Below are 23,426 nucleotides of genomic sequence, written 5' to 3' on the forward strand. Positions count from 1 at the left end.
GCACAGTCTGCCAAGCCGCCGCCGGTTGCACTGGACCGGGTGCGCATCGCGCCAGTTCACAACCTGGTCAGCGCCGCGGACACCAGCCCGCGCCACCGGGCGACCGTGGCCGCGTCGGCGACCGCGAAGCGCTCCAGGGCCTCGCGATCCGGGGCCGGCGGCATGGGCGCCACGGGCAGGTGCCCGTCTGAGGGGATCAGGGACCGGGATCCCGGCACCACGTCACCGCGCAGTCGTGACACTCCGTCGAGGGCGCACGCGAACGGCAGCTCCGGCAGCGCCCCGGCCAGGGCCAGGCCACTCGACAGACCGATCGTCGTCTCCCCCGCCGAGGTCACCACCGCCGGCAACCCGCAGCGCTCGGCGACGCGCAGCGCACGGCGGACGCCGCCGAGCGGACCAGTGCTCAGCACCAGCACGTCGGCGGAGTCGGCCAGTTCGGCCGTCGCCGTCCGCGCCGTCACCGGCACCGCGATGCGCACGCCCACTGTGGCGCGCACCCGCGCGGTCTGGGTCAGATCGGAGCAGGGCTGCGCGACGAATTCCAGCCCGCCGGCGGCGCGGTCGAGTTCTGGGATCGCCGCCACTGCGGCGTCGAGGTCCCAGCGACCGCCGGCATCAACCCGGATCGCACCACCGGGGCCCAAGGCCTCCCGTACGGCGGCCACCGTGGCCAGATCCTCACGGAGTGCGCCCGGATGAGCCGCGACGGTGACATCGGCTGCGACACAGCCGGACTGGGCCACCAGCCGGCGGGCCTGCTCGGGCCCGCCGGCCGGCACCGACAGCGCGACGGGGATTCGACCCCGCCTCGGATCGGGCCAACCCACCGTCCCCGGCTCCACGGCCGCGGTCAACCAGCGGACCGCGGTCTCGAGGTCAGCGTCGGGGCCGGGGCCGAACTCACCCCAGCCCTGCGGGCCCTCGATGAGCACGCCGGAGTACACCGATCCGTCGACCCTGGGAATCGCGAAGACCGGAGCATCGTCGAAATCAATGAAAGTCCGCACCGGCGCTCACGGTAGCCGACGATGTTCGGTGCGAGAATCGACTCTGGACCGTTCCGCCGGAAGGAAGGTCGACGTCGTGACCGGACCCGTCGTGACCGGACCCGCCGCGACACGCGCACCGCGACGGCCCTTCCTACTGCTCTCGGTCCGCGACGACCGCGCGGCCGCGGACGACGAGTACCGGGCCGTGCGGCGCTTCGGCGGTCTGGGGGCCGACGAGCTGCACCGAGTGGTGCTGACCCGAACCCCACTGGGCCAGATCGATCTCGACGACTGGTCTGGGGTGATCCTGGGCGGGGGCCCCTACAACGTCAGCGACCCGCCCGAGTCGAAGTCCGCGACCCAGCGGCGGGTCGAGGGCGACCTTCGTGGCCTGCTCGAGCGCATCGTCGATCGGGACTTCCCGTTCCTCGGCTGCTGCTACGGCGTCGGCACCCTGGGCGCCGTCGTCGGCGCGACCGTCGACCGCAGGTTTCCCGAACCCGTGGGGCCGGTGACCGTCGAACTCACCGACGACGGACGGGCCGATCCCCTGTTCGCCGGCGTCCCCTCGGTGTTCGACGCACTGGGCGGGCACCGAGAGGCGGCCTCCGCCCTCCCGGCGGGGACGGTTCGGCTGGCGCAGTCGGCAGCGTGCCCCGTTCAGGCATTCCGCGTGGGCACCAACGTCTACGCCACGCAGTTCCACCCCGAACTCGATGCCGACGGTATGGCCACCCGGGTCGAGGCGTACAAACACGCCGGGTACTTCCCGCCGGAGACGGCCGACGCGATCAAGGCCGCCGCGCACGCACGACACATCGAGCATTCCTCACTGATTCTGCGCAACTTCGTCGTACGCTGGTCCCGCTGAACGTCGCCGGCGGTGGTTCGACTCGCCGCAATCGCTATTCTTGACTGAATCAAGAAAACTCGGTAGACATGTTCGCATGACCACGGCTCCCGACTTCGCGAATCAGCTGCGTGCAGCTGACCTTCGCGTGACGCGGCCCCGGGTCGCGGTGTTGGGCGCAGTGTGTGAGCACGCACACGCTGACACCGACACCATCATCCGGGCCGTCCGCGAGGACCTCCCCGATGTCTCCCACCAGGCGGTCTACGATTCCCTGAACGCCCTGACCGCCGTCGGCCTCATCCGCCGGATCCAGCCCTCCGGATCGGTGGCGCGCTACGAGGCTCGGGTGGGCGACAACCATCACCACATCGTCTGCCGCTCCTGCGGCGAGATCGCCGATGTCGACTGCGCGATCGGCGAGGCCCCGTGCCTGACGGCCTCCGATGACCGCGGCTACATGATCGACGAGGCCGAGGTCATCTACTGGGGTCTGTGCCCCGACTGCTCGAAAGCTCAGATTTCGCGATCACATTCGTGATCACAGCCCATTTCACCCTCTCGAAAGGAACAGTCAGTGCCTGACGATCGCCCGATTCAAGACTCCCCGCCCGTCGGCGAGGCCCAGACGGACGCGGCCCAGGGCGGCTGCCCCGCCGGCTTCGGCAGCGTCAAGCCTCCGGTCGCCGGCGGCTCCAACCGGGACTGGTGGCCCAACCAGCTGAACCTGAAGATCCTGCAGAAGAACCCCGAGGTCATCAACCCCCTCGACGAGGGCTTCGACTACGCCAGCGCCGTGCAGTCGCTGGACGTCGACGCGCTGCGTGCCGACATCGTCGAGGTCATGCGGACCTCGCAGGACTGGTGGCCGGCGGACTTCGGGCACTACGGCCCGCTGTTCATCCGGATGGCGTGGCACGCCGCGGGCACCTACCGCGTGCAGGACGGCCGCGGCGGTGCCGGGGCGGGCATGCAGCGCTTCGCGCCGCTCAACAGCTGGCCCGACAACGTCAACCTGGACAAGGCGCGCCGCCTGCTGTGGCCGGTCAAGAAGAAGTACGGCAAGAACATCTCGTGGGCCGACCTGATCGTCTACGCCGGCAACGTGGCGCTGGAGGACATGGGCTTCCGCACCGCCGGTTTCGCGTTCGGCCGCGAGGACCGCTGGGAACCCGAGGAGGACGTCTACTGGGGTCCCGAGCAGGAGTGGCTCGACGACAAGCGCTACACCGGTGAGCGCGACCTGGACAACCCGCTGGCCGCAGTCCAGATGGGCCTGATCTACGTCAACCCCGAAGGCCCCAACGGCAACCCGGATCCGCTGGCCTCGGCCGTCGACATCCGCGACACCTTCGCGCGCATGGCGATGAACGACGTCGAGACCGCGGCACTGATCGTCGGTGGCCACACCTTCGGCAAGACCCACGGCAACGGTGACGCCGAACTCGTCGGCCCCGAGCCCGAGGCCGCTCCCCTGGAGCTGCAGGGCCTGGGTTGGCACAACCCGCAGGGCACCGGCCACGGCAACGACACCGTTTCGTCGGGCCTCGAGGTCATCTGGACGCACACGCCCACCAAGTGGGACAACAGCTTCCTGGAGATCCTCTACGGCAACGAGTGGGAGCTGACCAAGAGCCCGGCCGGCGCCAACCAGTGGAAGCCGAAGGACAACGGCTGGGCCAACTCGGTGCCGGAGGCCCAGGGCACCGGCAAGACGCACCCGTCGATGCTGACCTCGGACCTCGCGATGCGCTTCGACCCGATCTACGGGCAGATCACCCGCCGCTGGCTGGATCACCCCGAAGAGCTGGCCGAAGAGTTCGCCAAGGCGTGGTTCAAGCTGCTGCACCGCGACATGGGACCCGTGGACCGCTACCTCGGGCCGGAGACGCCCAAGGACACCTGGCTGTGGCAGGACATCACCCCGGCCGGGCCGCAGCTGTCCGACGCTGATGTCGCGACGCTCAAGTCGGCCATCGCCGACTCGGGTCTGACCGTCTCGCAACTGGTTTCGACCGCGTGGAAGGCCGCCTCGACGTTCCGCAGCAGCGATCTGCGTGGTGGCGCCAACGGTGGTCGGATCCGCCTGCAGCCGCAGCTGGGCTGGGAGGTCAACGAGCCCGACGAGCTGGCCCAGGTGATCGCGAAGCTCGAGGAGATCCAGTCCTCGGCGGGCGTCAACGTGTCCTTCGCCGACCTGGTGGTCCTCGGCGGTGTCGTCGGTGTCGAGAAGGCCGCCAAGGCAGCCGGTTTCGACGTCACGGTGCCCTTCACTCCGGGTCGTGGCGACGCCACGCAGGAGCAGACCGACGTCGAGTCGTTCTCCTACCTCGAGCCCAAGGCCGACGGCTTCCGCAACTACCTCGGCAAGGGCGGCGTCCTTCCGGCGGAGTTCAGGCTGATCGACCGCGCCAACCTGCTGGGCGTGTCGGCCCCTGAGCTGACGGTCCTGATCGGTGGTCTGCGCGTGCTGGACACCAACTTCGGTGGCACCAAGCACGGCGTGTTCACCGACACCCCGGGCGCGCTGACGAACGACTTCTTCGTCAACCTGCTCGACATGGGTGTCGAGTGGAAGCCGTCGCCGGCTGACGACGGCACCTACGTCGCCATCGACCGCGCCACCGGCGAGCAGCGCTGGACCGGCACCCGGGTGGACCTGCTGTTCGGCTCCAACTCGCAGCTGCGGGCGGTCGCCGAGGTCTACGCCGAGGACGACGCCAAGGAGAAGTTCGTCAAGGACTTCGTCGCGGCGTTCACCAAGGTGCTCGACGCCGACCGGTTCGACGTCAAGAAGTAAGACTTCTCTGCAGCCCTGAGAAGTGGCAGTGCCCCCCCGCCTCGGCGCGCGGGGCACTGTCGCGTTGTGGGGTCGATACACCCCGTTCCACCCGAGGCTTGCGCTCTATGTTTATAGAGTCAAAGGACCTGTCCGCCGACAACGGCCGACTCGCACCGCGAGAGAACCGAGGAACTTCGTGACCGAACTCGACAACGCCGTCGCCGTCATCACCGGCGCCGCCCGGGGCCAGGGCCGCAGCCACGCCGTGGCGTTGGCGGCCGCCGGCGCCGACATCATCGCCGTCGACATCTGCGCCGACATCGACGCGATCCCCTACCCGCTGGCCTCCCGGGAGGATCTCGATGAGACCGCGCGACTGGTCGCCGCCACCGGCCGTCGGGTTGTCACCGGAGTCGCCGATGTCCGCGACTCCGCCCAGCTCAGGGCGGCGGTGCAGAAGGGAGTCGACGAACTCGGCGACATCGACATCGTCATCGCCAACGCGGGAGTGGTCGCGATAGGCAACCGCGACCCCGAGGACGAGGCGGTGTATCACGCCATCGTGGAGACCAACCTCAACGGGGTGTGGAACACCATCACGGCAACGGCGCCGTCGATGATCCGCAAGGGCCGCGGCGGTTCGATGGTGTTGGTCAGTTCGGCGCAGGGCCTCGTCGGCCGTGGTGGCGACGGCAGCGCCGCGATGTTCGCCTACGCCGCGGCCAAGCACGGTGTGGTGGGTCTGATGCGGTCGGCCGCGAATGCCTACTCCTCACACCGGATTCGGGTGAACTCCGTGCACCCGACGGGGGTCGGCACTCCGATGATCCTCAACGAGCACATGGCCCGCATAATGGCCGAGAGCCCCAATTCGAGCTCGATCTCGGCCAATCTGTTGCCGGACGTGCCGTTCATCGAGGCGCAGGACGTGACCGACGCGGTGCTGTGGCTGGTCAGCCCCCAGGCCCGGTTCGTCACCGGCGTGGCCCTGCCCGTCGACGCAGGCCACGCGGCCATGTGAGCCAGCCGTCTGGCCGCGTCTCAGTCCGGAGTCGGGATCAGACGGTGCGCGGAAGCTGCCCGGCCATCAGTGGCGCGATCCTGTCCGCCATGTAGGCGTGCCCGGCGTCGGTGGGATGCACGCCGTCGGAGCCGATCAGCCAGGGCTGGTCGACGAACCACCGAGCCGCGATCGGATCGACGAAGCTGGCGCCCATCGCACGCGCCTGTGCGGCCAGCACGTCGCGGACGCCGAGGATGTCGGGAGGCACGTCGGCCGTCGGCCACGGCGTGCTGATCACCAGCAGACGCGCCTGCGGTGCGGCACCCCGGGCCAGCTGCAGCGTGTCCCGCACCGCCTGCGAGAGCCGATCGGGCGGGACGTCGCGGTCGTTGCGGGACCCGTAGAACACCACCAGCGTGTCGTCGGGACGCACGGCACGAACCACCAGATCCCGGAAGACGCTGCCGCGGTTGCCGACGGTGTCGTACCCGGCGCGACCCTCGGCTGCCACATCGGCGGCCACGGTGAGGCCCTGACGCGAGAGGGTCTGCTGTGCCCGCACCGGCCAGGCCTGTGCGCCGAGACCCCCCTCGTCGGTCCCGTTGGTGTAGGAGTCGCCGATCACCGCGATACGGTGAATCGGTGTCTCGCGCGTCACCGGTGCGGCTGTCACCGGCGGTGCGGCGACGGCGCCGAGGAGCATGGTCATTGTCACGAGCAGCGCAGACAGGCGGCCCGTCCCCCGGTCGATCACCAACACAGCTTACGGCGCGGCGGACCGGAAAACCTGCAGCGGCGCAGGACTGTTCGCTGACGACGACACACGTGCGCGGGGTGGTTTCGGGCCGGATCCGCGCGCACCGAGCATGCGCCGCATCCACTTGCGCGCCGGTTCCTCCACGCCGTGATACAGCGCGCACGCCCCCGCGAACACGGCCGCATAGATGCCGACCAGCATGAGCGGGCCCGGCCAGCCCTGCAGCGTCAGGGAGAACTGCTGTTCGGTCCAGGTCCACGCGGTGTGGACCAGCTCGTGGACCATGTAGACCGAGAACGAGATGTGACCGCCGTAGACCATGACCGATGTCGCCAGCAGGGAGGGCAGCGCCCCGACCCCGACCGCCAGCGCCGCCACAAACGGGACGAACAGCAGGTCGATCACGCCACTGCTGTCGCTGACCCCGGAGATCGGATTGGCGTCGAACCAGTACTGCAGGGCGATGACGGCCACCGCGATCACCAGCGCCGCGGCCCCCGCGACCTGCCGCTGGCCGTGCCCGAGGCGAAGCCTGCGAATGGCCGCGCAGGCCAGCACGCCGGCGGTGAACTGCATGACGATGCGGGGCAGCCAACTCCACGGCGTGTAGAACTCGCCACTGGCCAGCAGAAGCAGCACCGGCGCCGACGACGCCGCGACGGCCAGCAGCAGCAGACTGCGGGCCCGCGTCACCGCCGCCATCCGGAAGATGACCAGGATCAGAACACCGAACAGCAGGTACGCGAGCCACTCGGCACTGATCGACCAGGCCGGGCCGTCCCAGCTCGAGCCGTCGAAGAACGGCTGGAACCACAACTGAACCAGGAGCAGTTGGCGCACATAGCTGATGGCCGTGAGCTGGTCGGCGGCCTCCGACGGCACATGGCCGACGTGCAGCGTGAAGATGATCCAGGCCGCCGCCAGGTGCAGCGTCACCAGGTACACCGGCCACACGCGGGACAGCCTCAACCACAGAAAATGCAGCGTCTCCCGGGTCGACCATGACGGACCCATCCGGTCCAGGTAGTTCCAGGTGAGCACGAAGCCGCTGAGGATGAAGAACAGGTCGACCCCCTGCGCACCGGAGTTCAGCACCGGTGCCAGCGCCTCGCTCACCGTGGGCGCCGCCGCGGCCAGCAGCGGGCGGAAGTGGAACAGCACGACCCAGACCGCGGCGAGAATGCGTAAGCCCGTCAGAGCTCTGATCTCTCCACCGCGCACAAACACACTTCCGTCACGTATCCGATTCACTGCAGTTTCGCGAAGCCCGACCGAGCGACGACCGTGGGCGCCGGTTCGCACCGGCCCTGCACCCCACCCGGACAACCGGCGAGCGTCAGTAGCCTAACAGCGTGCGCACAGTTGATGCGGGAGGCGAACCTGTGCAGATGCTGTACGTGCCGAGCACCTTAGTGTGCTTATCCTCCAATTCTTTTCAGCCATCTGAAAGGTGCCCCACATGGCGTTGGCCATCGTCGTCGCACTCGCGCTGACCGCGGCTCTGTGCGCGGCTCTCGGCATCGTCGTGCGTCAGTTGGCCACCCGCGATGTGCCCGCCGACCGCGGGATGAGCCCGACGATCGTCACGACGCTGCTGCGGCGGCCCCTGTGGTGGGCGGGCATCGCGACCGCGTGCGCGGGCTATGCGTTCCAGGCGCTGGCGTTGTCGCGCGGATCGCTGGTTCTCGTACAGCCGCTGCTGGTGTCGTCACTGCTGTTCGCACTGCCGATCAGCGCCCGGCTGGCCGGTCAGCGTGTGAGCCGGTCCGAATGGGCATGGGCGGGGCTGCTGACCGTGGCGCTGGCGGTCTTCGTCCTGGTGGCACACCCGCGGGAGGGGCACAACAACCCCTCCCGGCAGACCTGGCTGGTGGTGGCGCTGATCCTCATTCCCGTGGTCGCCGGCTGCGTGGCCTGGGCCGCGCGCTCGCTCGGTGCGCGCCGCGCGATGCTGCTGGCGGTGGCCGTCGGAGTGCTGTTCGGGCTGATCGCGGTGCTGACGAAGCTGTGCGCGCACCGGATCAGCATCGGATCGTGGCGGGACCTGATGACGACACCGGCACCGTATCTGCTGGTCCTGCTGTCCATCGTGGCCACCCTCGTCCAGCAGTCCGCGCTGCACGCCGGGGCCCTGCAGACCTCGGTGCCGACCATGCTCGTGTTGGAGCCGGTGATCGCGGTTCTGCTCGGGACCGTCGTGCTCGGCGAACATTTGGCTGCTCGCGGTGTCAGTGTGGTGGCTCTGCTGGTTGCCGTCGCCGCGATGGCCACCGCCACGATCGCACTGGGCCGGGACTCCGGCGCGTTCGACGAGCGGATCGCCAGCAGGCCCTGAGATGGCCTGGTGGACACCGATATCCGCCCATCCGCGGACATCCGCACGAGGGTGTTTGCCGTCAAACCGAGGCGTTCCGCGAAATTCGGTTCTTACCAATGATTTAGTCGCGGCTCCCTGTGACCTTAGAGTAGCCACTTAGTGTCGCGGTGGAGGTAAAAGTCCACGCCAGCGAAATGAGGCCGAACATGAACCGTCACAGCAATCCGGTGTTCGACTGCAGCGGCGCTCGCCTGCGGGCTCAGAGCCGCCAACTGGCCACCGTCGTCAGCGTCAGCGGGCAGGTCCACGACGACAACATCGACCGCATCACCGAACACGCGCGGCGCTACGTGCTTGCCGCCACCTCAGTGGTCCTCGACCTGAGTGGGGTCACATCGTTCGATGACCATGACCTCTGTCTGCTGCAGGCCTTCGACTCCGACTGCGCCGCCGCCGGCCAGGATTGGGTGCTGGTTCCCAGCGAGACCGTCCTGCAGGTGCTCGGCCACTCCGATGAGGCCTATCCGATCGCTGAGACGGTCTCAGAAGCGCTGAGCTACTTCGCGGATGAGACGCTGCGTCGACGCACGCTCCTGCTGCCGCTGTTGACCCGTTCCGCTTAGTCTGTGGGGCATGGCGAACGTCGTATCGGTCAATCTCGCCCGTCCCCGCGCCAATCCAGACAAACCCGCAACGATCACCGGCATCGACAAGCTGCCCACGTCCGAACCCGTGGAGGTCCGGGCTCCCGGACCGCGCCGCGGCGGCCTCGGCAGCGGCCTGGTCGGCGACACCATCGGCAACTCGAAGTTCCACGGTGGCGATGACCAGGCGGTGTACGCCTATGCCCGCGAGGATCTCGATCAGTGGCAGCGCACGCTCAACCGCACGCTGAGCAACGGGTCATTCGGTGAGAACTTCACCACCACGGGCATCGACGTCACCGGAGCCCGCATCGGTGAACGCTGGCAGGTCGGCGACGACGGGCTGGTTCTGGAGGTGTCCTGTCCGCGAACGCCGTGCCGCACGTTCGCGAAATGGCTGGAGATCTCGGGCTGGATGAAGACCTTCACGGCCGCGGCGGTGCCGGGCGCCTATCTGCGCGTCATCACCCCGGGCACCGTCCGTGCCGGCGACGGCATCACCGTCACCGACCGCCCAGATCACGACGTGACCATCGGCGTGGTGTTCCGCGCCCAGATGTCCGAGCCGGAACTGCTGCCTCGTCTGCTCGACATCGCCGCACTGCCCGAGTCGACCAGGGCCTACGCGCGCCGCCGCCTCACCGCCTGACGGCGCCGTCAACACAGCCACCGCGAATCGCGGTGTGGCAGGCTCGATTCGTGCCGCTGCCCACGCTCGACCTCGACCTGCCACACCTCGCCGACGTCGTGCCGTCGGTGTTGACCGCGATGGGCGTCGCCGGGTTCGAGGCCCGAATCCCGATCCGAGGCGACGTGACCGGCGCCTGCGTCCTGCTGGTCGACGGCCTGGGCGCCGACCTGCTGGATCGGCACGCCGCGGACGCGCCGACCCTGGCCGCGCTGCGCGGGCCCACACTTCAGGTGGGGTATCCGGCGACCACCGCGGCGGGCCTTGCGGCCGTCGGGACGGGATTGCGGTCCGGCGAACACGGCCTGGTGGGCTATTCGTTTCGGGTGCCCGAGGCCGGCGTGCTCAACGCCCTGCGCTGGCGCGAGCACCCGTGGGGACCGGATCTGCGGGAGCGTGCAGTCCCCGAGGCGGTCCAGCCACAGCCGACGACCTTCGAACGCGCAGCGGCCGCCGGAGTGGCCGTCAGCGTGTGCTCCCCCGCCGAGTTCGCCGGGTCGGGGCTGACCCGCGCGGTGCTGCGCGGCGCCGACTACCGCGGGGTCTTCGCGCTCGGTGATCTGGCCGCGACCGTGCGGGAGGTGGTGTCGGCCGGCGAGTTCTGCTACGCCTACCACAGCGAGTTGGACGCGCTGGGCCACCTGTACGGGCCGGGCTCCGCGGCGTGGCGCATGCAGTTGCGCCAGATCGATCGCCTGGTGGAATCCGTGCTGGAGGCGTTGCCTCCCGGTGCGCTGCTCGCGGTGGTCGCCGATCACGGCATGGTCGCGGCCGAGGAGACCGTCGACCTCGACGCCGACCCCGCGCTGTTCGACGGCGTCGAGGCCGTCGCCGGCGAGGCCCGCGCGAGGCACGTCTACACGCGAGACGGCGCCGTCGACGACGTGCTGCAGAGCTGGCGCGCCCGGATCGGATCGCGGGCGTGGGTGGTCTCGCGCGACGAGGCGATCGAGGCCGGGTGGTTCGGTGCCCGCGTGCGCGACGGCGTCCGCGCACGCATCGGCGACATTGTGGCGGCAGCCCGCGACTCGGCAGTCCTGGTCCGCCGCACCGCCGAACCCATGGAGTCGGCCTTCGTGGGGCATCACGGCTCGCTGAGCCCCGCCGAGCAGACCGTGCCCCTGCTGCTTGGGGGTCTGTGAGGCCGCGTGCTCTACCCTCTGTGTCCGTGATCGTGCTGCTGCCGCCTTCGGAGACCAAACGCACCGGCGGCGACGGACCGCCGCTCGACCTGGCGTCGCTGAGCTTTTCCGAACTCACCGCCCTGCGCGAGGAGTTGATCGACGAACTGGTGGCGCTCGCGGCCGACGTCGAGGGCAGCCGTCGCGCCCTGGGCCTGTCTGCCAAGCAGGACGCCGAGATCGCCCGCAACGCCGGGCTGCGCAACACCCCGACGATGCCCGCGATCCAGCGCTACACCGGCGTGCTGTACGACGCGTTGGACATCGAAAGTCTGCGCGGCGCAGAGCTTGTCCGAGCCCGAGCGCGGCTCGCCGTCGGCTCGGCGCTGTTCGGGCTGGTGCGCGCCGACGACCCGGTGCCCGCCTACCGGCTGTCGGCGGGCTCCAAGCTTCCCGATGGCCGCACCCTGGCGGCGCGCTGGCGGCCGCTGCTCGAACCCCTGCTGGCCGGGATCGCCGCCGACGAGTTGGTGGTCGATCTGCGGTCGGGCTCCTACGCCGGGCTGGGCAGGGTGCCGGGCGCGGTCAAGGTCGATGTGCTGGCCGAGCACGCCGATGGGCACCGCACGGTCGTCAGCCACTTCAACAAGGCGCACAAGGGCAGGCTCGCGCGGGCCCTGGCGGGCAGCCGCTCAGAACCCGACGACGCCGCCAAGGTCGCCGCGGTCGCCAAGAAGGCCGGTATGACGGTCGAACGCGACGGTGATCACCTCACGATCGTCACCTCCGCTTAGGCGATTTCGGCGGGGGGGGGGGGGCCGGGGGCGCGGGGCGGGGGCGCGGGGAAACCAACAACGGGCGGGGGCGCGGGGGGGGGAGCCGCCCGCGGGCGCACGCGCGCGGCGCGGCGATCGGCGACGGCGGGGCGCGTCCGGCCAGAAGCAGTCGCTGTGCGGGTAGTCGCACTCCCACGCGATGATGTCGATGCCGATCTCGTGACGCAGTTTCAGCGACGTCTTGTCGGTGACGTAGCAGGCCAGCGAGTGGTCCCGGAACACCTCCGAGGGCAGCTTGTCCCCGAAGTCGCGCCGCAGCCACTTCTGGTTCGTGTAGTGCCGGTCGCTGCGGTCAAGGTAGAACGGGATCCAGCCGATGCCGCCCTCGGAGAACGCGAACTTCAGGTCGGGGTAGTTGCGCATCGCCGGGCCCCACAGCAGGTCCTGGGCGCACATCGCCGACACCTGGGTGGCCAGGATGATGAGGTTGTCGATCGGCGCGTTGGGCGCCATGCTGATCGCCCCGAAACCTGTCCCGATGTGCAGGCACATGACGACGTTCTCCTCGGACAACGTCCGGAAGACGGGACCCCAGTACTCCTCGTCGTGGTAGCTGGGCAGCCCTTCGAGGTGCGGAAGCTCCGGCATGGTGACCGCACGGCAGCCCTTCGCCGCGACGCGGCGGATCTCGGCGCACATCCCCTCGGGAGTCCACGTCGGCAGGATCGCGATCGGGATGAACCGGTCGGGATACGACCCGGCCCACTCATCGATGTGCCAGTCGTTGTAGGCCGACACCATGACCAGCGTGACGTCCTCCCGAGTCATGTTGAGATGCCGCGCCGAGAATCCCGTGAAGGTCGGGAAGCACATCGAGGCCAGGATGCCGTTGCGGTTCATGTCCCGCACCCGCTCGTGGACGTCGTAGACGCCGGGGCGCATCTCGGCGAAACCCGCGGGGTCTCGGCCCCACTCCTCGGCCGGCCAGGACACCACGGCGTTGAGTCCACTGACGCCCTGCGGACGTCCCTGATACATCCACTGGTCGACACCCTTGTCGTCGGTCACCACGATCGGAGCCTCAGCCCGGTACTTCTCCGGGACGTGGTTGAGGAACATGTCCGGGGGCTCCACGACATGGTCGTCAATGCTCACCAGGATCAGGTCGTCGACGTTCATCAATCTCCTACACGCGTGCGTCTCTTCGTGGGCTGGCTCACCCGTCCCATCACTTGTACCCTCGCTCACTATGACCGTCTCTGCGCTATCGGACAGACACCGTGCAGATTCGGCCAACGTGCCCCAGATCGATCTGCGACGTGGTGGGCGCGCGCTGGCCGGCAGCTATCTGTACGAGGGTGGCAAGCTCCTGACCGGCTGGCATTCGCATGATGTGCACCAGATCGAGTACGCCATCGGCGGGGTCGTCGAAGTCCAGACACCCGCCGGTCACTATCTGTTGCCGCCCCAGCAGGCCGCGTGGTTGCCCGTCGGGCTGGAGCACTCGGCGACCATGAACCCCGACGTCAAGACCATCGCGGTGATGTTCGATCCGCAGCTCGTGCCCAACGCGGGAGACCGGGCCCGCATCCTCGCGGTCTCCCCGCTGATCCGAGAGATGATGATCTACGCGCTGCGCTGGCCGATCGAGCGCGCGACCGGCGACGAGGAGTCCGACGGGTTCTTCCGAACGCTGGCCAACCTGGTGTCCGAGGCGCTCGACCACGAGGCGCCGTTGAGCCTGCCCACGTCGGAGAACCCGATCGTCGCGGCGGCGATGGACTACACGAAGGAGCATCTGCCGTCGGTCACGGCGCTGGACGTCAGCCGTGCCGTCGCGGTGTCGGAGCGCACCCTGCGCCGGTTGTTCCAGGACTGCCTCGGCATCTCCTGGCGGACGTATCTGCTGCATGCGCGGATGCTGCGCGCGATGGCGCTGCTGGCCTCGCCCGACACCAGCGTCCAGGAGGTGTCCAGCTCGGTCGGCTTCGACAGCCTCAGTTCATTCACCAGGGCGTTCGCGCAGTTCAGCGGTGAGACACCGTCGGCCTACCGGCGCCGCGTCAAGAGCGTCGAGGTCTGAACCGTGCGCACTTTCCGTCGCTATCTGCTGATCCAGGGCATGACGTTGGTCTGCGGCATCGTCGGGCCGATCTTCCTGCTGGTGTTCTTCGGCTCGGGAGCTCTGCCCGAGCTGAAGTGGATGTACTACGCAGGCCTGTTCATCACCGCGGCCGACGTGATCGTGGCACTGCTCGTCACTGAGGCCCTGACGAACCGGGAGCGGGACGCCGTCGGCGGCACTGTGGCGTGCGACACTTCAGCACATGGCTAATCCCCTGGGCGCCCCGAAGCTGCCGCGCCCCAAGCTCGAAGGCACCATCGCTGTCGGCGACGACCGTCGCATCGGCTTCGCCGAGTTCGGAGACCCACAGGGCCGTCCGGTGTTCTGGCTGCACGGCACACCCGGCGCCCGCCGACAGATCCCCACCGAGGCCCGCGTCTTCGCTGAGGAGAACCACCTGCGTCTGCTCGGGGTGGACCGCCCGGGCATCGGATCCTCGACACCGCACCAGTACACCAACATCGCCGCGTTCGCCGACGACCTGCGCATCATCGCCGACACACTCGGCATCGACAAGATGACCGTGGTCGGGTTGTCGGGTGGCGGCCCGTACACGCTGGCCGCAGCGGCGCTGATGCCCGACCGCGTGATCGCCGCCGGAGTCCTCGGCGGCGTCGCCCCCACCGTGGGCGCCGACGCCATCAAGGGCGGTGCGATGAACCTGGGCACCCTCGTCGCGCCGGTGCTGGAGGTGGTGGGACAACCGGTGGGCGTGGTGGCCACCGGACTGGTGCGCCTCATCAAGCCCGTCGCGCTGCCCGCCCTCGAGATCTATGCACGAGTCTCACCCGAGGGCGACCGCAGGCTGCTGGCGCGGCCCGAGTTCAAGGCCATGTTCCTCGACGACCTGCTCAACGGTGGCCGCAAGCAGTTGACCGCACCGTTCGCCGACGTCGTGAACTTCGCACACGACTGGGGTTTCCGCCTCGACGAGGTCAAGGTGCCCGTGAAGTGGTGGCACGGCGACAAAGACCACATCATCCCCTATGCGCACGGCGCACACGTGGTCTCGCGACTGCCCGACGCGGAGTTGTTCACCCTCCCCGGCGAGAGCCATCTCGCGGGGCTGGGGTACGCACAGGAGATCCTCGGCTCGATGTCAGCCCTGTGGGATCGCGCCCAGGAAAAGTAGCGTGATGGCATGGAGGCCGCGCCATGAAAGCTCAAGACCATCCCAACCACACGTCCGACGTGCCCATGATCGTGCCGCCGTGGGCCGAGAGCCTGCAGATCAAATACTTCAACCCGGTGGTGCGCCGGTTGTCGGGCCTGATGCCGGGCGTGGCCGTGATTCGTCATCGCGGCCGCCGTTCCGGCACGCTGCACGAGACCCCGGTGACGCCGTACCGCAGGGGGAACACCGTGGCGATCTCGCTGATCCACGGCAAGACCAACTGGGTCAAGAACGTGCTCGCCGCGGGTGAGGCCGACCTACACCTGCGCAAGGAGGATCTGCACCTCGTCAATCCGAGGATTGTCCCCGCCGGTTCGGACGGCACCGGACTGCCGCGGATCGTGCGGATGCAGCTGAAGCGGGTCGGGGCCCTCGTCGCCGATGTCGCTTGAGGCTGCTGCAGCCTAGGGGGCCTGCAGGAGCCTGCGCAGCAGGTGCATCGCCACGGTCGTGGACCGCTCTCGGATGTCGGCGCGCTCACCCGGCAGCAGCACCGTGCGGGTCAGCGCCGCGCCGTCGGCGCGCATGACGGTGAAACACACTGTGCCGACCGGTTTCTCCGCTGAGCCGCCGCCGGGGCCTGCGATGCCGGTGATCGCCACCGCGGTGTCCACCCCGAACCGTCGCAGCGCACCCGCGGCCATCGCCTCGGCGACCGGCTCGGAGACCGCACCGTGGGCGGCGATGAGCGCCGGATCCACGCCCAACAGTTCGGATTTGGCCTCGTTGGAGTACACGACGCCACCGCCCATGACATAGGCCGAGGATCCCGGACGGTCCGTCAGCCTGGCCACGACCAGACCGGCGGTGCATGACTCGGCGGTGGCGATGGTGCGCCCGGCGAGCAGAGCGGCGACCTGATCGTCGACTGTCGAACCGTCGGTGGAGTACACGTCGGTGCCGTGCTTTTCGACCAGCAGTGCCACGACATCGCGATAGACGTCGGCGTCGGCCGGTTCGTAGCGCGTGACGATCTCAAGTTCGCCGCGGCGCAGACAGGTCGTGATCTCCAACCGGTCGAATCCGTTGATCTCCTTCTCCGCCAGTCGAAGCGTCTCGGCCAACCCCGATTCGGGCAGGCCGTACATGCGCACGGTCTCCTGGCGATACTCCGTTCGGCCCGCGATGGCGCGCCGCACCGCTTCGGTTCCCAGCGCGGTCGCCCACATGGGCTGCAGTTCTCTCGGCGGGCCGGGCAGCACGACCACCGTCGGGGTGCCCTCGACGACCACCCCCGGCGCGGTGCCCACCGGGTTGAGCACCTCGGCCCCGGCCGGAATCATCGCCTGCTTGCGGTTGGCCGCCAGGACAGCGTCGAAATCGGCATCGGGGAAACGGCGCATCATCCGCTTGAGGATCGCGGCGATCCGCGCCTCGAGGTCTGGGTCCAGAATCAGGTCGCGACCGCAGAAGTCGGCGACCACCGCGACCGTCATGTCGTCGGCCGTCGGTCCGAGCCCGCCGCTGGTCAGGATCAGGTCCACTCCCTCGTCGGCGTGGAACTTCAACGCCGCGACGATGTCGGCGGGCCGGTCTCCGCAGATCGTGATGTGGGCCAGTTCGACACCGAGTTCCAGCAGTCGATCCGCCAGCCAGGGACCGTTGAGATCGGTGACCCTGCCGGTCAGGACCTCGGTGCCGGTGACGACGATGCCCGCGCGTGTGCTCACGCCTCGAGGCTACGGCGTGCGCCGCGCCGCCCTACCGCGGCGTGGCACCCGGAGCACGGACCACCATCGGCACCGCCGGGAAGTACGCGGCCATCTCCGACCGGCACTTGCGCAGCGCGGCGGTGCCCAAGCCCTTCTTCCGGTGCTCGGGGTGGATCCAGATGCGGACGTTGACCTCGCCGTCGAGAAGTTCCCCGAAGACCATGCCGACCTTGACCGGTCCCTCGAGCGCGACGAACCAGGCCGCGTCCTCGCTCGAGACCCGTTCCAGTGCCGAGCTGATCTCGTCGTCGAGGCCACCGGCCGGGGCGCCGGAGCCGTCCCCGGCGGTGTGCATGTCCTCGGTCCTGGCCGCGAAGATGTCGCGGTCCCCCGCACCGAACGGGCGCAGGGTCAGGGTCTCCCCGCTGGCCGCGGGACGCTCGCCGACGGTGAACGACAGCTGACTGTTGAGGTCTTCGAGTTCCGCGGCGATCTTGCGGCGCGAACTCTTCGTGAGCCGGTCGAAGGACAGGCCGATGACCGCTTCGGCGGACTGACGCGACGTCTCCAGCAGGGCCGCCACAGCGTCGACGGCGGCCGCAGTGTTCTCGGCCTCGACGATCGTGTCGAGCACCTCGTGACGGCGATCGAGGGCCGTGAGCAGGGCGTTGGTGATCTCGCGACGCGCCGCGGAGATGTCGTGATCGGGCATGGCGCAACTCTAGTTCAGCGTCGCCCTACTGTGACAGGGACGCCCAAGCCCAGGAGGGATCCAGATGGCCTCATCGCCCACGGTGCGACCGTTCCGCATCGACGTGCCCGACAGTGCGCTCGACGATCTCCGGGACCGGCTGCACCGGACGCGCTGGCCCGAAGCCGAGTGCGTCGACGACTGGAGCCAGGGCATCCCGCTGTCCTACACCACCGAGCTGGTGAAGTACTGGGCTGATCAATACGATTGGCGGTCAAGGGAATCCGCACTGAACCGGTTCGACCACTTCAAGACCGAGATCGATGACCTGGACATTCACTTCATCCACCAGCGCTCACCTCACGAGGACGCGTTGCCGCTGCTGATCACCCATGGCTGGCCAGGATCGATCGTCGAATTCCACAAGGTCATCGAACCGCTGACCAACCCGACCGCGTTCGGAGGCCGGCCCGAGGACGCCTTCCACGTGGTGTGCCCGTCGCTGCCCGGCTACGGGTTCTCCGGGAAGCCGACGCACACCGGGTGGAACGTCGAACACATCGCTGTGGCCTGGGAGACCCTCATGCAGCGCCTCGGCTATCCACGCTACGGCGCCCAAGGCGGCGACTGGGGTGCGGCCGTGACCACCCAGATCGGGCGAAATGAGGGTGGCTGCATCGGGATTCACCTCAACATGCCGATCGCGGGCCCACCCAAGGACCATTCGGGGAAATTCACCGCCGAGGAGCAGGCCGCACTGGCGGCGGCCGCCGAACACCGTCGATGGGGCACCGGCTACTCCACACAGCAGTCCACTCGCCCACAGACCCTGGGATACGGCCTGACCGACTCGCCGGTCGGGCAGTTGGCGTGGATCGTCGAGAAGTTCTGGGCCTGGACCGACTGCGAGGGCCATCCGGAGAACGTCCTGACGCGCGACGAACTGCTCGACAACGTGATGGTGTACTGGCTGACCGCGACGGCCACCTCGTCGGCACGGCTGTACTGGGAGAGCTTCCGCCGCTTCGGCACAGGCGATCGGGTGGAGATCCCCACGGGCATGGCGGAGTTTCCCAAGGAGATTCTGCGTGCGCCGCGATCGTGGTGCGAGGCGAGCTATCACATCACGCACTGGACGACGATGCCGCGGGGCGGTCATTTCGCGGCATTCGAACAGCCCGATCTCTTCGTCGAGGACGTCCGGACGTTCTTCGCGACCCTGCGCTGAGTCAGCGCGCTCCGCTGGGCCTGCCGCCGATCTCGACCACGGCCGGTGCGGTGTTGACGCCTGTGACCCGCACCCACCGCGGCGCCGGAGCGCCGGCCGGGGTCTCGGCGTGCACGGTCACGGCCTCGCCGGGGAACACCGTCACGTAGTTGTCGGAGTAGGTCACGGGCAGGATCTCGTCACCGTCGCGGGTGGCGAGCACCTCGGCGCGTTCGAAGAAGGCGATGCGGTCCGTGCGATTCGACAGGCGGATGTCGACCCGTCTGCCGTCCGGCTCCGTCCGCTCGGCCCTGATCATCAACGGCGTCTTGGCCATGGTGTTCAGTGGTGTCATGTCCGCCCAACTGGACTGTTTGAGTGAGAACGCCGTGTCGTTGCTGGGATGTCCGACATCGTCGCGCTGCTGCGACTGCCAGTAGACGTTCTCCGTCATGACGGTGTCGTCGGCGCCGAGCAGCTGAGCCCTGACGAAGAAGACTCGGGAGGCCTGCGGCATCCGGGGCAGCACCATGGCGCGCGCGGTGCCGTTGGCGGCCACGTCCACCGGATCCGAGGTCCGATCGTCGACGAGTTCGCCGGACAGGTCGTAGACGCGCACCCGAGCACGAAGACCCGTTGCGGCACTGGGACTCTGGTTCACCACGGTGATGTCGGCGGTGCTGTGGTCGCCGGTGGCGTAGGAGTCGAACACCACCGACAGCGGGGTGAGTCCCTTCTTGGCGCCGAAGTATGAACCGCCGGGCCGCAGGTAGTAGTCGAAGAGATGGCCGAAGAACGACGGCCAGTGGTTGTTGAGCATCCAGTAGATGGTCATCTTGTGGCTGCCGAAGCCGCCGGCCGCGAAACCCTCGAACTGAGCACGAGTCGACTCGTAGTGCGCCAGTTGGGCCTTGCGCGTGAACTCCTGGGCGCTGCGCGACGAGCCGTAACGACGCATCACCGCGGTGCGGATGCTGTCGAGTTCGACGTTGTTGTCGTCGGACCCGGCATGGGTGTACCACGTGTCGTTGATCGGCCAGAGTTTGTCGGGCGGAATGAACTTGACCAGGCTCGCGAACGGCGGGATGTGCTCGTTGTCGCCCTGTTCGGCCGAGGCTCCCCGGGTCGCGGCGTACCGGCCGTCGAACCAGTAGCTCGGCGGACGCCAACTGTACGGTCCGGCCATCTGGATGCCGTCCCAGGCCACCTCACCGTCGTCGTCCCGGTTGACTGACGACACGGTGTCCACTGTGGCGTTCTGCCAGTGCATTTCGGCCAGGATGTCGCGGTACCAGCCGAGCACCTCCGGCGGCGGCCGTCCGTCGCTGCCGTTGGCCCACAGGAACGCCGCCGCATGCGGGCCGAATTCCTCGACCTGGGACCGCATGCTGTCCTGCGCGATGCGCCGGTCCTCGTCGTCCCACTGCCACCATTTCTCCCACTGGTTGCAGCACATCCAGCCGTACATCAACGGAATGCCCAGTGCGTCGGCCTGTTCGAGCAGATGGTCGCCCGGAAACTTGCCCTCCAACCGCAGCATGTTCAGGCCCAGGTCCCGGACGTACCCCAGGATCGCCTTCTCACGATCGGGGTCGTAGCGATACAGCAGGTCCGGGGTGTAGGTGGCTCCGCGGACCAGAAAGTCCCGGCCATTGACCTTCAGGTAGAAGTTGCCGCCGCGGCCCAGTTCCGGGAAGTCGGTGCTGTCGTCTCGGTGCTGGGTGACGGTGCGGATGCCGAACCGCTGCCGCTCGGTGTCAAGGGCCCTGCCGTAGGTGAGGAATTCCAGATTCAGGTCGTAGAGGCTGGGATCGCCCATGGTGTAGGGCCACCAGAGATCCGGGCCCTGGATTCGCAACTGCGGGAACGTCTCCGGGTCGAACCGCACCTGGCGCCGGTCACCTGACGGCAGGGTCACGGACTGGTCCACGGTCACGGTGGGCTTACCGGGCCGGGAGATGGTGGCCCGCAGGACGCCCCGAACTGTGCGCCGAGTCTGGTTGGTGACCTCGGCGTTGACGGTGAGCCGTGCGGAGTCCGTGGCAGGCAGGGGAAGTTCGGTGTTCACCGTGGCAGGGCCCAGGTCGACACCGCCGGAGGCGTGCAGGAACACCGGCTTCCAGATGCCGGCGTTGCGGTCGGGCACAAAGGAGGTGCCCACGGCCGGGTCACCCGGCGGCCCCTGATGGCCGATGTCACGCCAGTTGATCCAGTCCCACCAACTGTCGGCGAGTTCGACGCCGTCGACATCCTGCAGGGACTGCTCCGGTGTCACCTTGACCGCCAACGTGTTCGGGGCGCCCGGGTGCAACCACGGGGTGACATCGAGGTCGTGGCTGACATACATGCCGACCATCTCGGTGCTGTCGACGACCCGGTGCCCGTTGAGCCAGACCTCGGCTCGGTAGTTGATGCCGGGAAACTCCAGCGTGTACCGCCGGTGGCCGGCAGGCGGGGTGAACGTCGTGCGGTACCACCAGTCCTGGCGGTAGAGATCGGCCGGCACCTCGTCGCGCAGGTTGGTGCCGTAGTAGAGGTCGGGGTAGACACCGTCGTCCTCGAGCGCGGCCAGCACCGTGCTGGGCATGCGCTGGATCGGATGCCACCCGGCGTCGGCGTACTCGGGCGTCGAGATGACCGCGCCGTCGGCGGGGACGTCGCGAGCGGACGCGAGTGCCCACCCCTGCGCAAGTTCCACCGTGGCCGGCGCCGGTTCGGGTCGAAGGAAGCCCGCGACGTCACCGGCGCCCAGAACCAGCACCGCCAGCAGGATCGGCACCAGGGCCAGTGCGGCGGTACGTCGACGCATCCCTGCTATGGCGCACTCCTGCCGCGAATCGTTCTCCCCCGCACAACGCTCGTCACCTTACGAGATCAGGTGTCGGAGGGCACCTGATGACTATCCGCCGACACCTGCGATAAACTAGAACACGTTTCAGTTTCGGACTTCGCAACGTCGTGAACCCCCCAGGAGCGGACTATGCATACTCCCCTGTGCGACCAACTCGGCATCGACCTGCCGATTTTCGCCTTCACCCACTGCCGTGATGTCGTGGTCGCGGTGAGCCGGGCCGGCGGATTCGGCGTCCTCGGCGCCGTCGGGTTCACGCCGGAACAGCTCGAGATCGAGCTGAACTGGATCGACGAGCACATCGGCGACCATCCCTACGGTGTCGACATCGTCATCCCGAACAAATACGAGGGCATGGATTCGAACATGTCCGCCGACGAGCTCAAGTCCACCCTGAACGCCCTGGTTCCCCAGGAGCACCTGGACTTCGCGAAGAAGATCCTCGCCGACCACGGCGTGCCGACCGATGACAGCGACGACAACGCTCTGCAGCTTCTCGGCTGGACCGAGGCCACCGCCACCCCGCAGGTGGAGATCGCGCTGAAGCACCCGAAGATGACGCTGATCGCCAACGCGCTGGGCACCCCGCCGGCCGACATGATCGCGCACATCCACGCCGAGGGCCGCAAGGTCGCCGCGCTGTGCGGGTCTCCGTCGCAGGCGCGCAAGCACGCCGATGCGGGCGTGGACATCATCATCGCCCAGGGCGGCGAGGCCGGCGGACACAGCGGCGAGGTCGGTTCGATCGTGCTGTGGCCGCAGGTGGTCAAGGAGGTGGCGCCGGTCCCCGTCCTGGCTGCGGGCGGCATCGGCAGCGGCCAGCAGATCGCCGCGGCGCTGGCGCTGGGGGCACAGGGCGCCTGGACGGGGTCGCAGTGGGTGATGGTCGAGGAGTCGGAGAACACGCCCGTGCAGCACGCGGCCTATGCCAAGGCCAGCAGCCGCGACACGGTCCGCAGTCGGTCGTTCACCGGCAAGCCCGCGCGCATGCTGCGCAATGACTGGACTGAGGCCTGGGAGAACCCGGACAACCCGAAGCCGCTGGGCATGCCGCTGCAGTACATGGTGTCCGGCATGGCCGTGGCCGCGACGCACAAGTACCCGAACGAGACCGTCGACGTCGCGTTCAACCCGATCGGGCAGGTCGTCGGTCAGTTCACCAAGGTCGAGAAGACCTCGGCGGTGATCGAGCGCTGGGTGCAGGAGTACCTGGAGGCCACCGCGACGTTGACGGAGTTCAACGAGGCCTGACCCGGGTTCGCGCTCCCGGGCGCACCACGCACACACAGAATCCGCCCAAACGTTCGTTTGGGCGGATTCTGTGCGTCAGGCGTAGAAGTCCTGCTGCCAGCCCTTGGGGCCGGCGCACTCCAGCGGCAGGCCGTCCGGTGTCTGGGCGGCCGCGCCCCGATTGGTCGGGCACGGCGCACCGATCTCCTGCACGCCGTAGAGCGGCGGCGACCAGACCCAGAATCCCGAGTCGACAGGGGGCCACTGGTTGGGGATGTAGTGGCAGGCGTACGTCTGACCGCCTTCGCCGCGCCCGAAGATGAACCGCTCCCAGCTGTAGCACTTGGTGCTCAACTGGACGTCATGGGCCATGTTCGGGACGTCCGCGTAATCGAACTCGGGTTGAGCGCCGGCGGCGGTGGCGGCGGCCAGCATGGCACCGGCGGCCGCGGCCGCGGCCGCAAACGCACGAATCATGTCCACCCCCAGATGTTGAGTTTCGGGCCCTTCACCCCGTCGGCCCGTCGGCGCCCAGCCTAACGGCGGCGCGGGAAGAATTTGGCGAA

23 protein-coding genes are annotated in these 23,426 nt (G+C 68.6%); 15 read left to right on the forward strand and 8 right to left on the reverse strand.

Annotation, left to right across the window (positions count from 1 at the left end; translation table 11 throughout):
- Positions 1-56: 56 nt before the first annotated feature.
- On the reverse strand, positions 57-1,010 hold the full coding sequence (locus A5727_RS25055) for an enolase C-terminal domain-like protein (RefSeq protein ID WP_068256931.1): 954 nt from the start codon (positions 1,008-1,010) through the stop codon (positions 57-59).
- Positions 1,011-1,086: 76 nt separating this feature from the next.
- Between A5727_RS25055 and A5727_RS25060 the strand changes: the two genes are divergently transcribed.
- The 4 genes from A5727_RS25060 to A5727_RS25075 all read left to right on the forward strand — a co-directional run bounded on the left by A5727_RS25060 (position 1,087) and on the right by A5727_RS25075 (position 5,645).
- The gene (locus A5727_RS25060) at positions 1,087-1,863 is read left to right on the forward strand and encodes a glutamine amidotransferase (protein WP_231992219.1); all 777 of its coding nucleotides are present in this window, start codon (positions 1,087-1,089) and stop codon (positions 1,861-1,863) included.
- A gap of 76 nt (positions 1,864-1,939) precedes the next feature.
- Complete coding sequence (locus tag A5727_RS25065) at positions 1,940-2,383, forward strand: Fur family transcriptional regulator (RefSeq protein WP_068256933.1); 444 nt, start codon at positions 1,940-1,942, stop codon at positions 2,381-2,383.
- A gap of 36 nt (positions 2,384-2,419) precedes the next feature.
- Positions 2,420-4,642: a catalase/peroxidase HPI gene (gene katG / locus A5727_RS25070; protein ID WP_068256938.1), complete on the forward strand. Its 2,223-nt coding sequence runs from the start codon at positions 2,420-2,422 to the stop codon at positions 4,640-4,642.
- 178 nt (positions 4,643-4,820) lie between these two features.
- Positions 4,821-5,645, forward strand: coding sequence for a mycofactocin-coupled SDR family oxidoreductase (locus tag A5727_RS25075; protein ID WP_068256942.1), 825 nt, complete (start codon positions 4,821-4,823; stop codon positions 5,643-5,645).
- Between the two features lie 37 nt (positions 5,646-5,682).
- On the opposite strand, the gene A5727_RS25080 is transcribed toward A5727_RS25075, so the two are convergent.
- Entirely contained in the window at positions 5,683-6,381 is a 699-nt protein-coding gene (locus tag A5727_RS25080; RefSeq protein ID WP_502687710.1) for an Rv0518 family GDSL lipase, read from the reverse strand.
- Between the two features lie 9 nt (positions 6,382-6,390).
- Complete coding sequence (locus tag A5727_RS25085; RefSeq protein ID WP_068256945.1) at positions 6,391-7,605, reverse strand: acyltransferase family protein; 1,215 nt, start codon at positions 7,603-7,605, stop codon at positions 6,391-6,393.
- A 238-nt stretch (positions 7,606-7,843) separates the two neighbouring features.
- Between A5727_RS25085 and A5727_RS25090 the strand changes: the two genes are divergently transcribed.
- The 5 genes from A5727_RS25090 to yaaA all read left to right on the forward strand — a co-directional run bounded on the left by A5727_RS25090 (position 7,844) and on the right by yaaA (position 11,948).
- Complete coding sequence (locus tag A5727_RS25090) at positions 7,844-8,719, forward strand: DMT family transporter (protein ID WP_068256948.1); 876 nt, start codon at positions 7,844-7,846, stop codon at positions 8,717-8,719.
- Between the two features lie 188 nt (positions 8,720-8,907).
- Positions 8,908-9,324, forward strand: a complete 417-nt coding sequence (locus A5727_RS25095) for an STAS domain-containing protein (RefSeq protein ID WP_082950026.1) — start codon at positions 8,908-8,910, stop codon at positions 9,322-9,324.
- A gap of 10 nt (positions 9,325-9,334) precedes the next feature.
- On the forward strand, positions 9,335-9,994 hold the full coding sequence (locus A5727_RS25100; protein WP_068256954.1) for an MOSC domain-containing protein: 660 nt from the start codon (positions 9,335-9,337) through the stop codon (positions 9,992-9,994).
- Positions 9,995-10,044: 50 nt separating this feature from the next.
- The gene (locus A5727_RS25105) at positions 10,045-11,175 is read left to right on the forward strand and encodes an alkaline phosphatase family protein (RefSeq protein WP_068257162.1); all 1,131 of its coding nucleotides are present in this window, start codon (positions 10,045-10,047) and stop codon (positions 11,173-11,175) included.
- Between the two features lie 26 nt (positions 11,176-11,201).
- Positions 11,202-11,948 (forward strand): peroxide stress protein YaaA, encoded by a 747-nt coding sequence (gene yaaA, locus A5727_RS25110; RefSeq protein WP_068257171.1) that lies wholly within the window; start codon positions 11,202-11,204, stop codon positions 11,946-11,948.
- On the opposite strand, the gene A5727_RS25115 is transcribed toward yaaA, so the two are convergent.
- On the reverse strand, positions 11,847-13,109 hold the full coding sequence (locus A5727_RS25115) for an amidohydrolase family protein (protein ID WP_353612284.1): 1,263 nt from the start codon (positions 13,107-13,109) through the stop codon (positions 11,847-11,849). The two genes, yaaA and A5727_RS25115, sit on opposite strands and share 102 nt — an antisense overlap.
- A 70-nt stretch (positions 13,110-13,179) precedes the next feature.
- Here A5727_RS25115 and A5727_RS25120 point away from each other — a divergent pair, with 70 nt between their 5' ends.
- Genes A5727_RS25120 through A5727_RS25135 form a run of 4 tightly spaced genes read left to right on the forward strand, consistent with a single transcriptional unit; the run spans position 13,180 to position 15,621 of the window.
- Positions 13,180-14,013, forward strand: a complete 834-nt coding sequence (locus A5727_RS25120) for an AraC family transcriptional regulator (RefSeq protein WP_068256957.1) — start codon at positions 13,180-13,182, stop codon at positions 14,011-14,013.
- Positions 14,014-14,016: 3 nt separating this feature from the next.
- Positions 14,017-14,265 (forward strand): hypothetical protein, encoded by a 249-nt coding sequence (locus A5727_RS25125; protein WP_231992220.1) that lies wholly within the window; start codon positions 14,017-14,019, stop codon positions 14,263-14,265.
- The gene (locus tag A5727_RS25130; protein WP_068256960.1) at positions 14,258-15,187 is read left to right on the forward strand and encodes an alpha/beta fold hydrolase; all 930 of its coding nucleotides are present in this window, start codon (positions 14,258-14,260) and stop codon (positions 15,185-15,187) included. Before A5727_RS25125 ends, A5727_RS25130 begins: the two co-directional genes overlap by 8 nt.
- Positions 15,188-15,210: 23 nt before the next feature.
- Positions 15,211-15,621 carry a nitroreductase family deazaflavin-dependent oxidoreductase gene (locus A5727_RS25135; RefSeq protein WP_068256965.1) on the forward strand — a complete coding sequence of 137 codons (411 nt, stop codon included), beginning with the start codon at positions 15,211-15,213 and terminating at the stop codon, positions 15,619-15,621.
- Positions 15,622-15,633: 12 nt separating this feature from the next.
- Here A5727_RS25135 and A5727_RS25140 read toward each other — a convergent pair whose 3' ends face one another.
- Both A5727_RS25140 and A5727_RS25145 read right to left on the reverse strand, forming a co-directional pair.
- On the reverse strand, positions 15,634-16,899 hold the full coding sequence (locus A5727_RS25140; protein WP_068256968.1) for a competence/damage-inducible protein A: 1,266 nt from the start codon (positions 16,897-16,899) through the stop codon (positions 15,634-15,636).
- A 31-nt stretch (positions 16,900-16,930) separates the two neighbouring features.
- A complete protein-coding gene (locus A5727_RS25145) occupies positions 16,931-17,593 on the reverse strand; it encodes a GNAT family N-acetyltransferase (RefSeq protein ID WP_068256971.1) in 663 nt (220 codons plus the stop codon).
- Between the two features lie 82 nt (positions 17,594-17,675).
- Between A5727_RS25145 and A5727_RS25150 the strand changes: the two genes are divergently transcribed.
- A complete protein-coding gene (locus A5727_RS25150; RefSeq protein WP_068257179.1) occupies positions 17,676-18,800 on the forward strand; it encodes an epoxide hydrolase family protein in 1,125 nt (374 codons plus the stop codon).
- 1 nt (position 18,801) lies between these two features.
- On the opposite strand, the gene A5727_RS25155 is transcribed toward A5727_RS25150, so the two are convergent.
- Positions 18,802-21,588, reverse strand: coding sequence for a glycoside hydrolase family 2 protein (locus tag A5727_RS25155; protein WP_082950027.1), 2,787 nt, complete (start codon positions 21,586-21,588; stop codon positions 18,802-18,804).
- A gap of 171 nt (positions 21,589-21,759) precedes the next feature.
- Here A5727_RS25155 and A5727_RS25160 point away from each other — a divergent pair, with 171 nt between their 5' ends.
- Positions 21,760-22,881 carry a nitronate monooxygenase gene (locus A5727_RS25160; protein ID WP_068256974.1) on the forward strand — a complete coding sequence of 374 codons (1,122 nt, stop codon included), beginning with the start codon at positions 21,760-21,762 and terminating at the stop codon, positions 22,879-22,881.
- A gap of 75 nt (positions 22,882-22,956) precedes the next feature.
- Here the strand turns inward: A5727_RS25160 and A5727_RS25165 are convergent, their stop codons facing one another.
- On the reverse strand, positions 22,957-23,337 hold the full coding sequence (locus tag A5727_RS25165; RefSeq protein ID WP_068257182.1) for a hypothetical protein: 381 nt from the start codon (positions 23,335-23,337) through the stop codon (positions 22,957-22,959).
- Positions 23,338-23,426: the final 89 nt, after the last annotated feature.

It is taken from the genome of Mycobacterium sp. ACS4331 (genome assembly GCF_001667265.1).
Lineage (GTDB): Bacteria > Actinomycetota > Actinomycetes > Mycobacteriales > Mycobacteriaceae > Mycobacterium.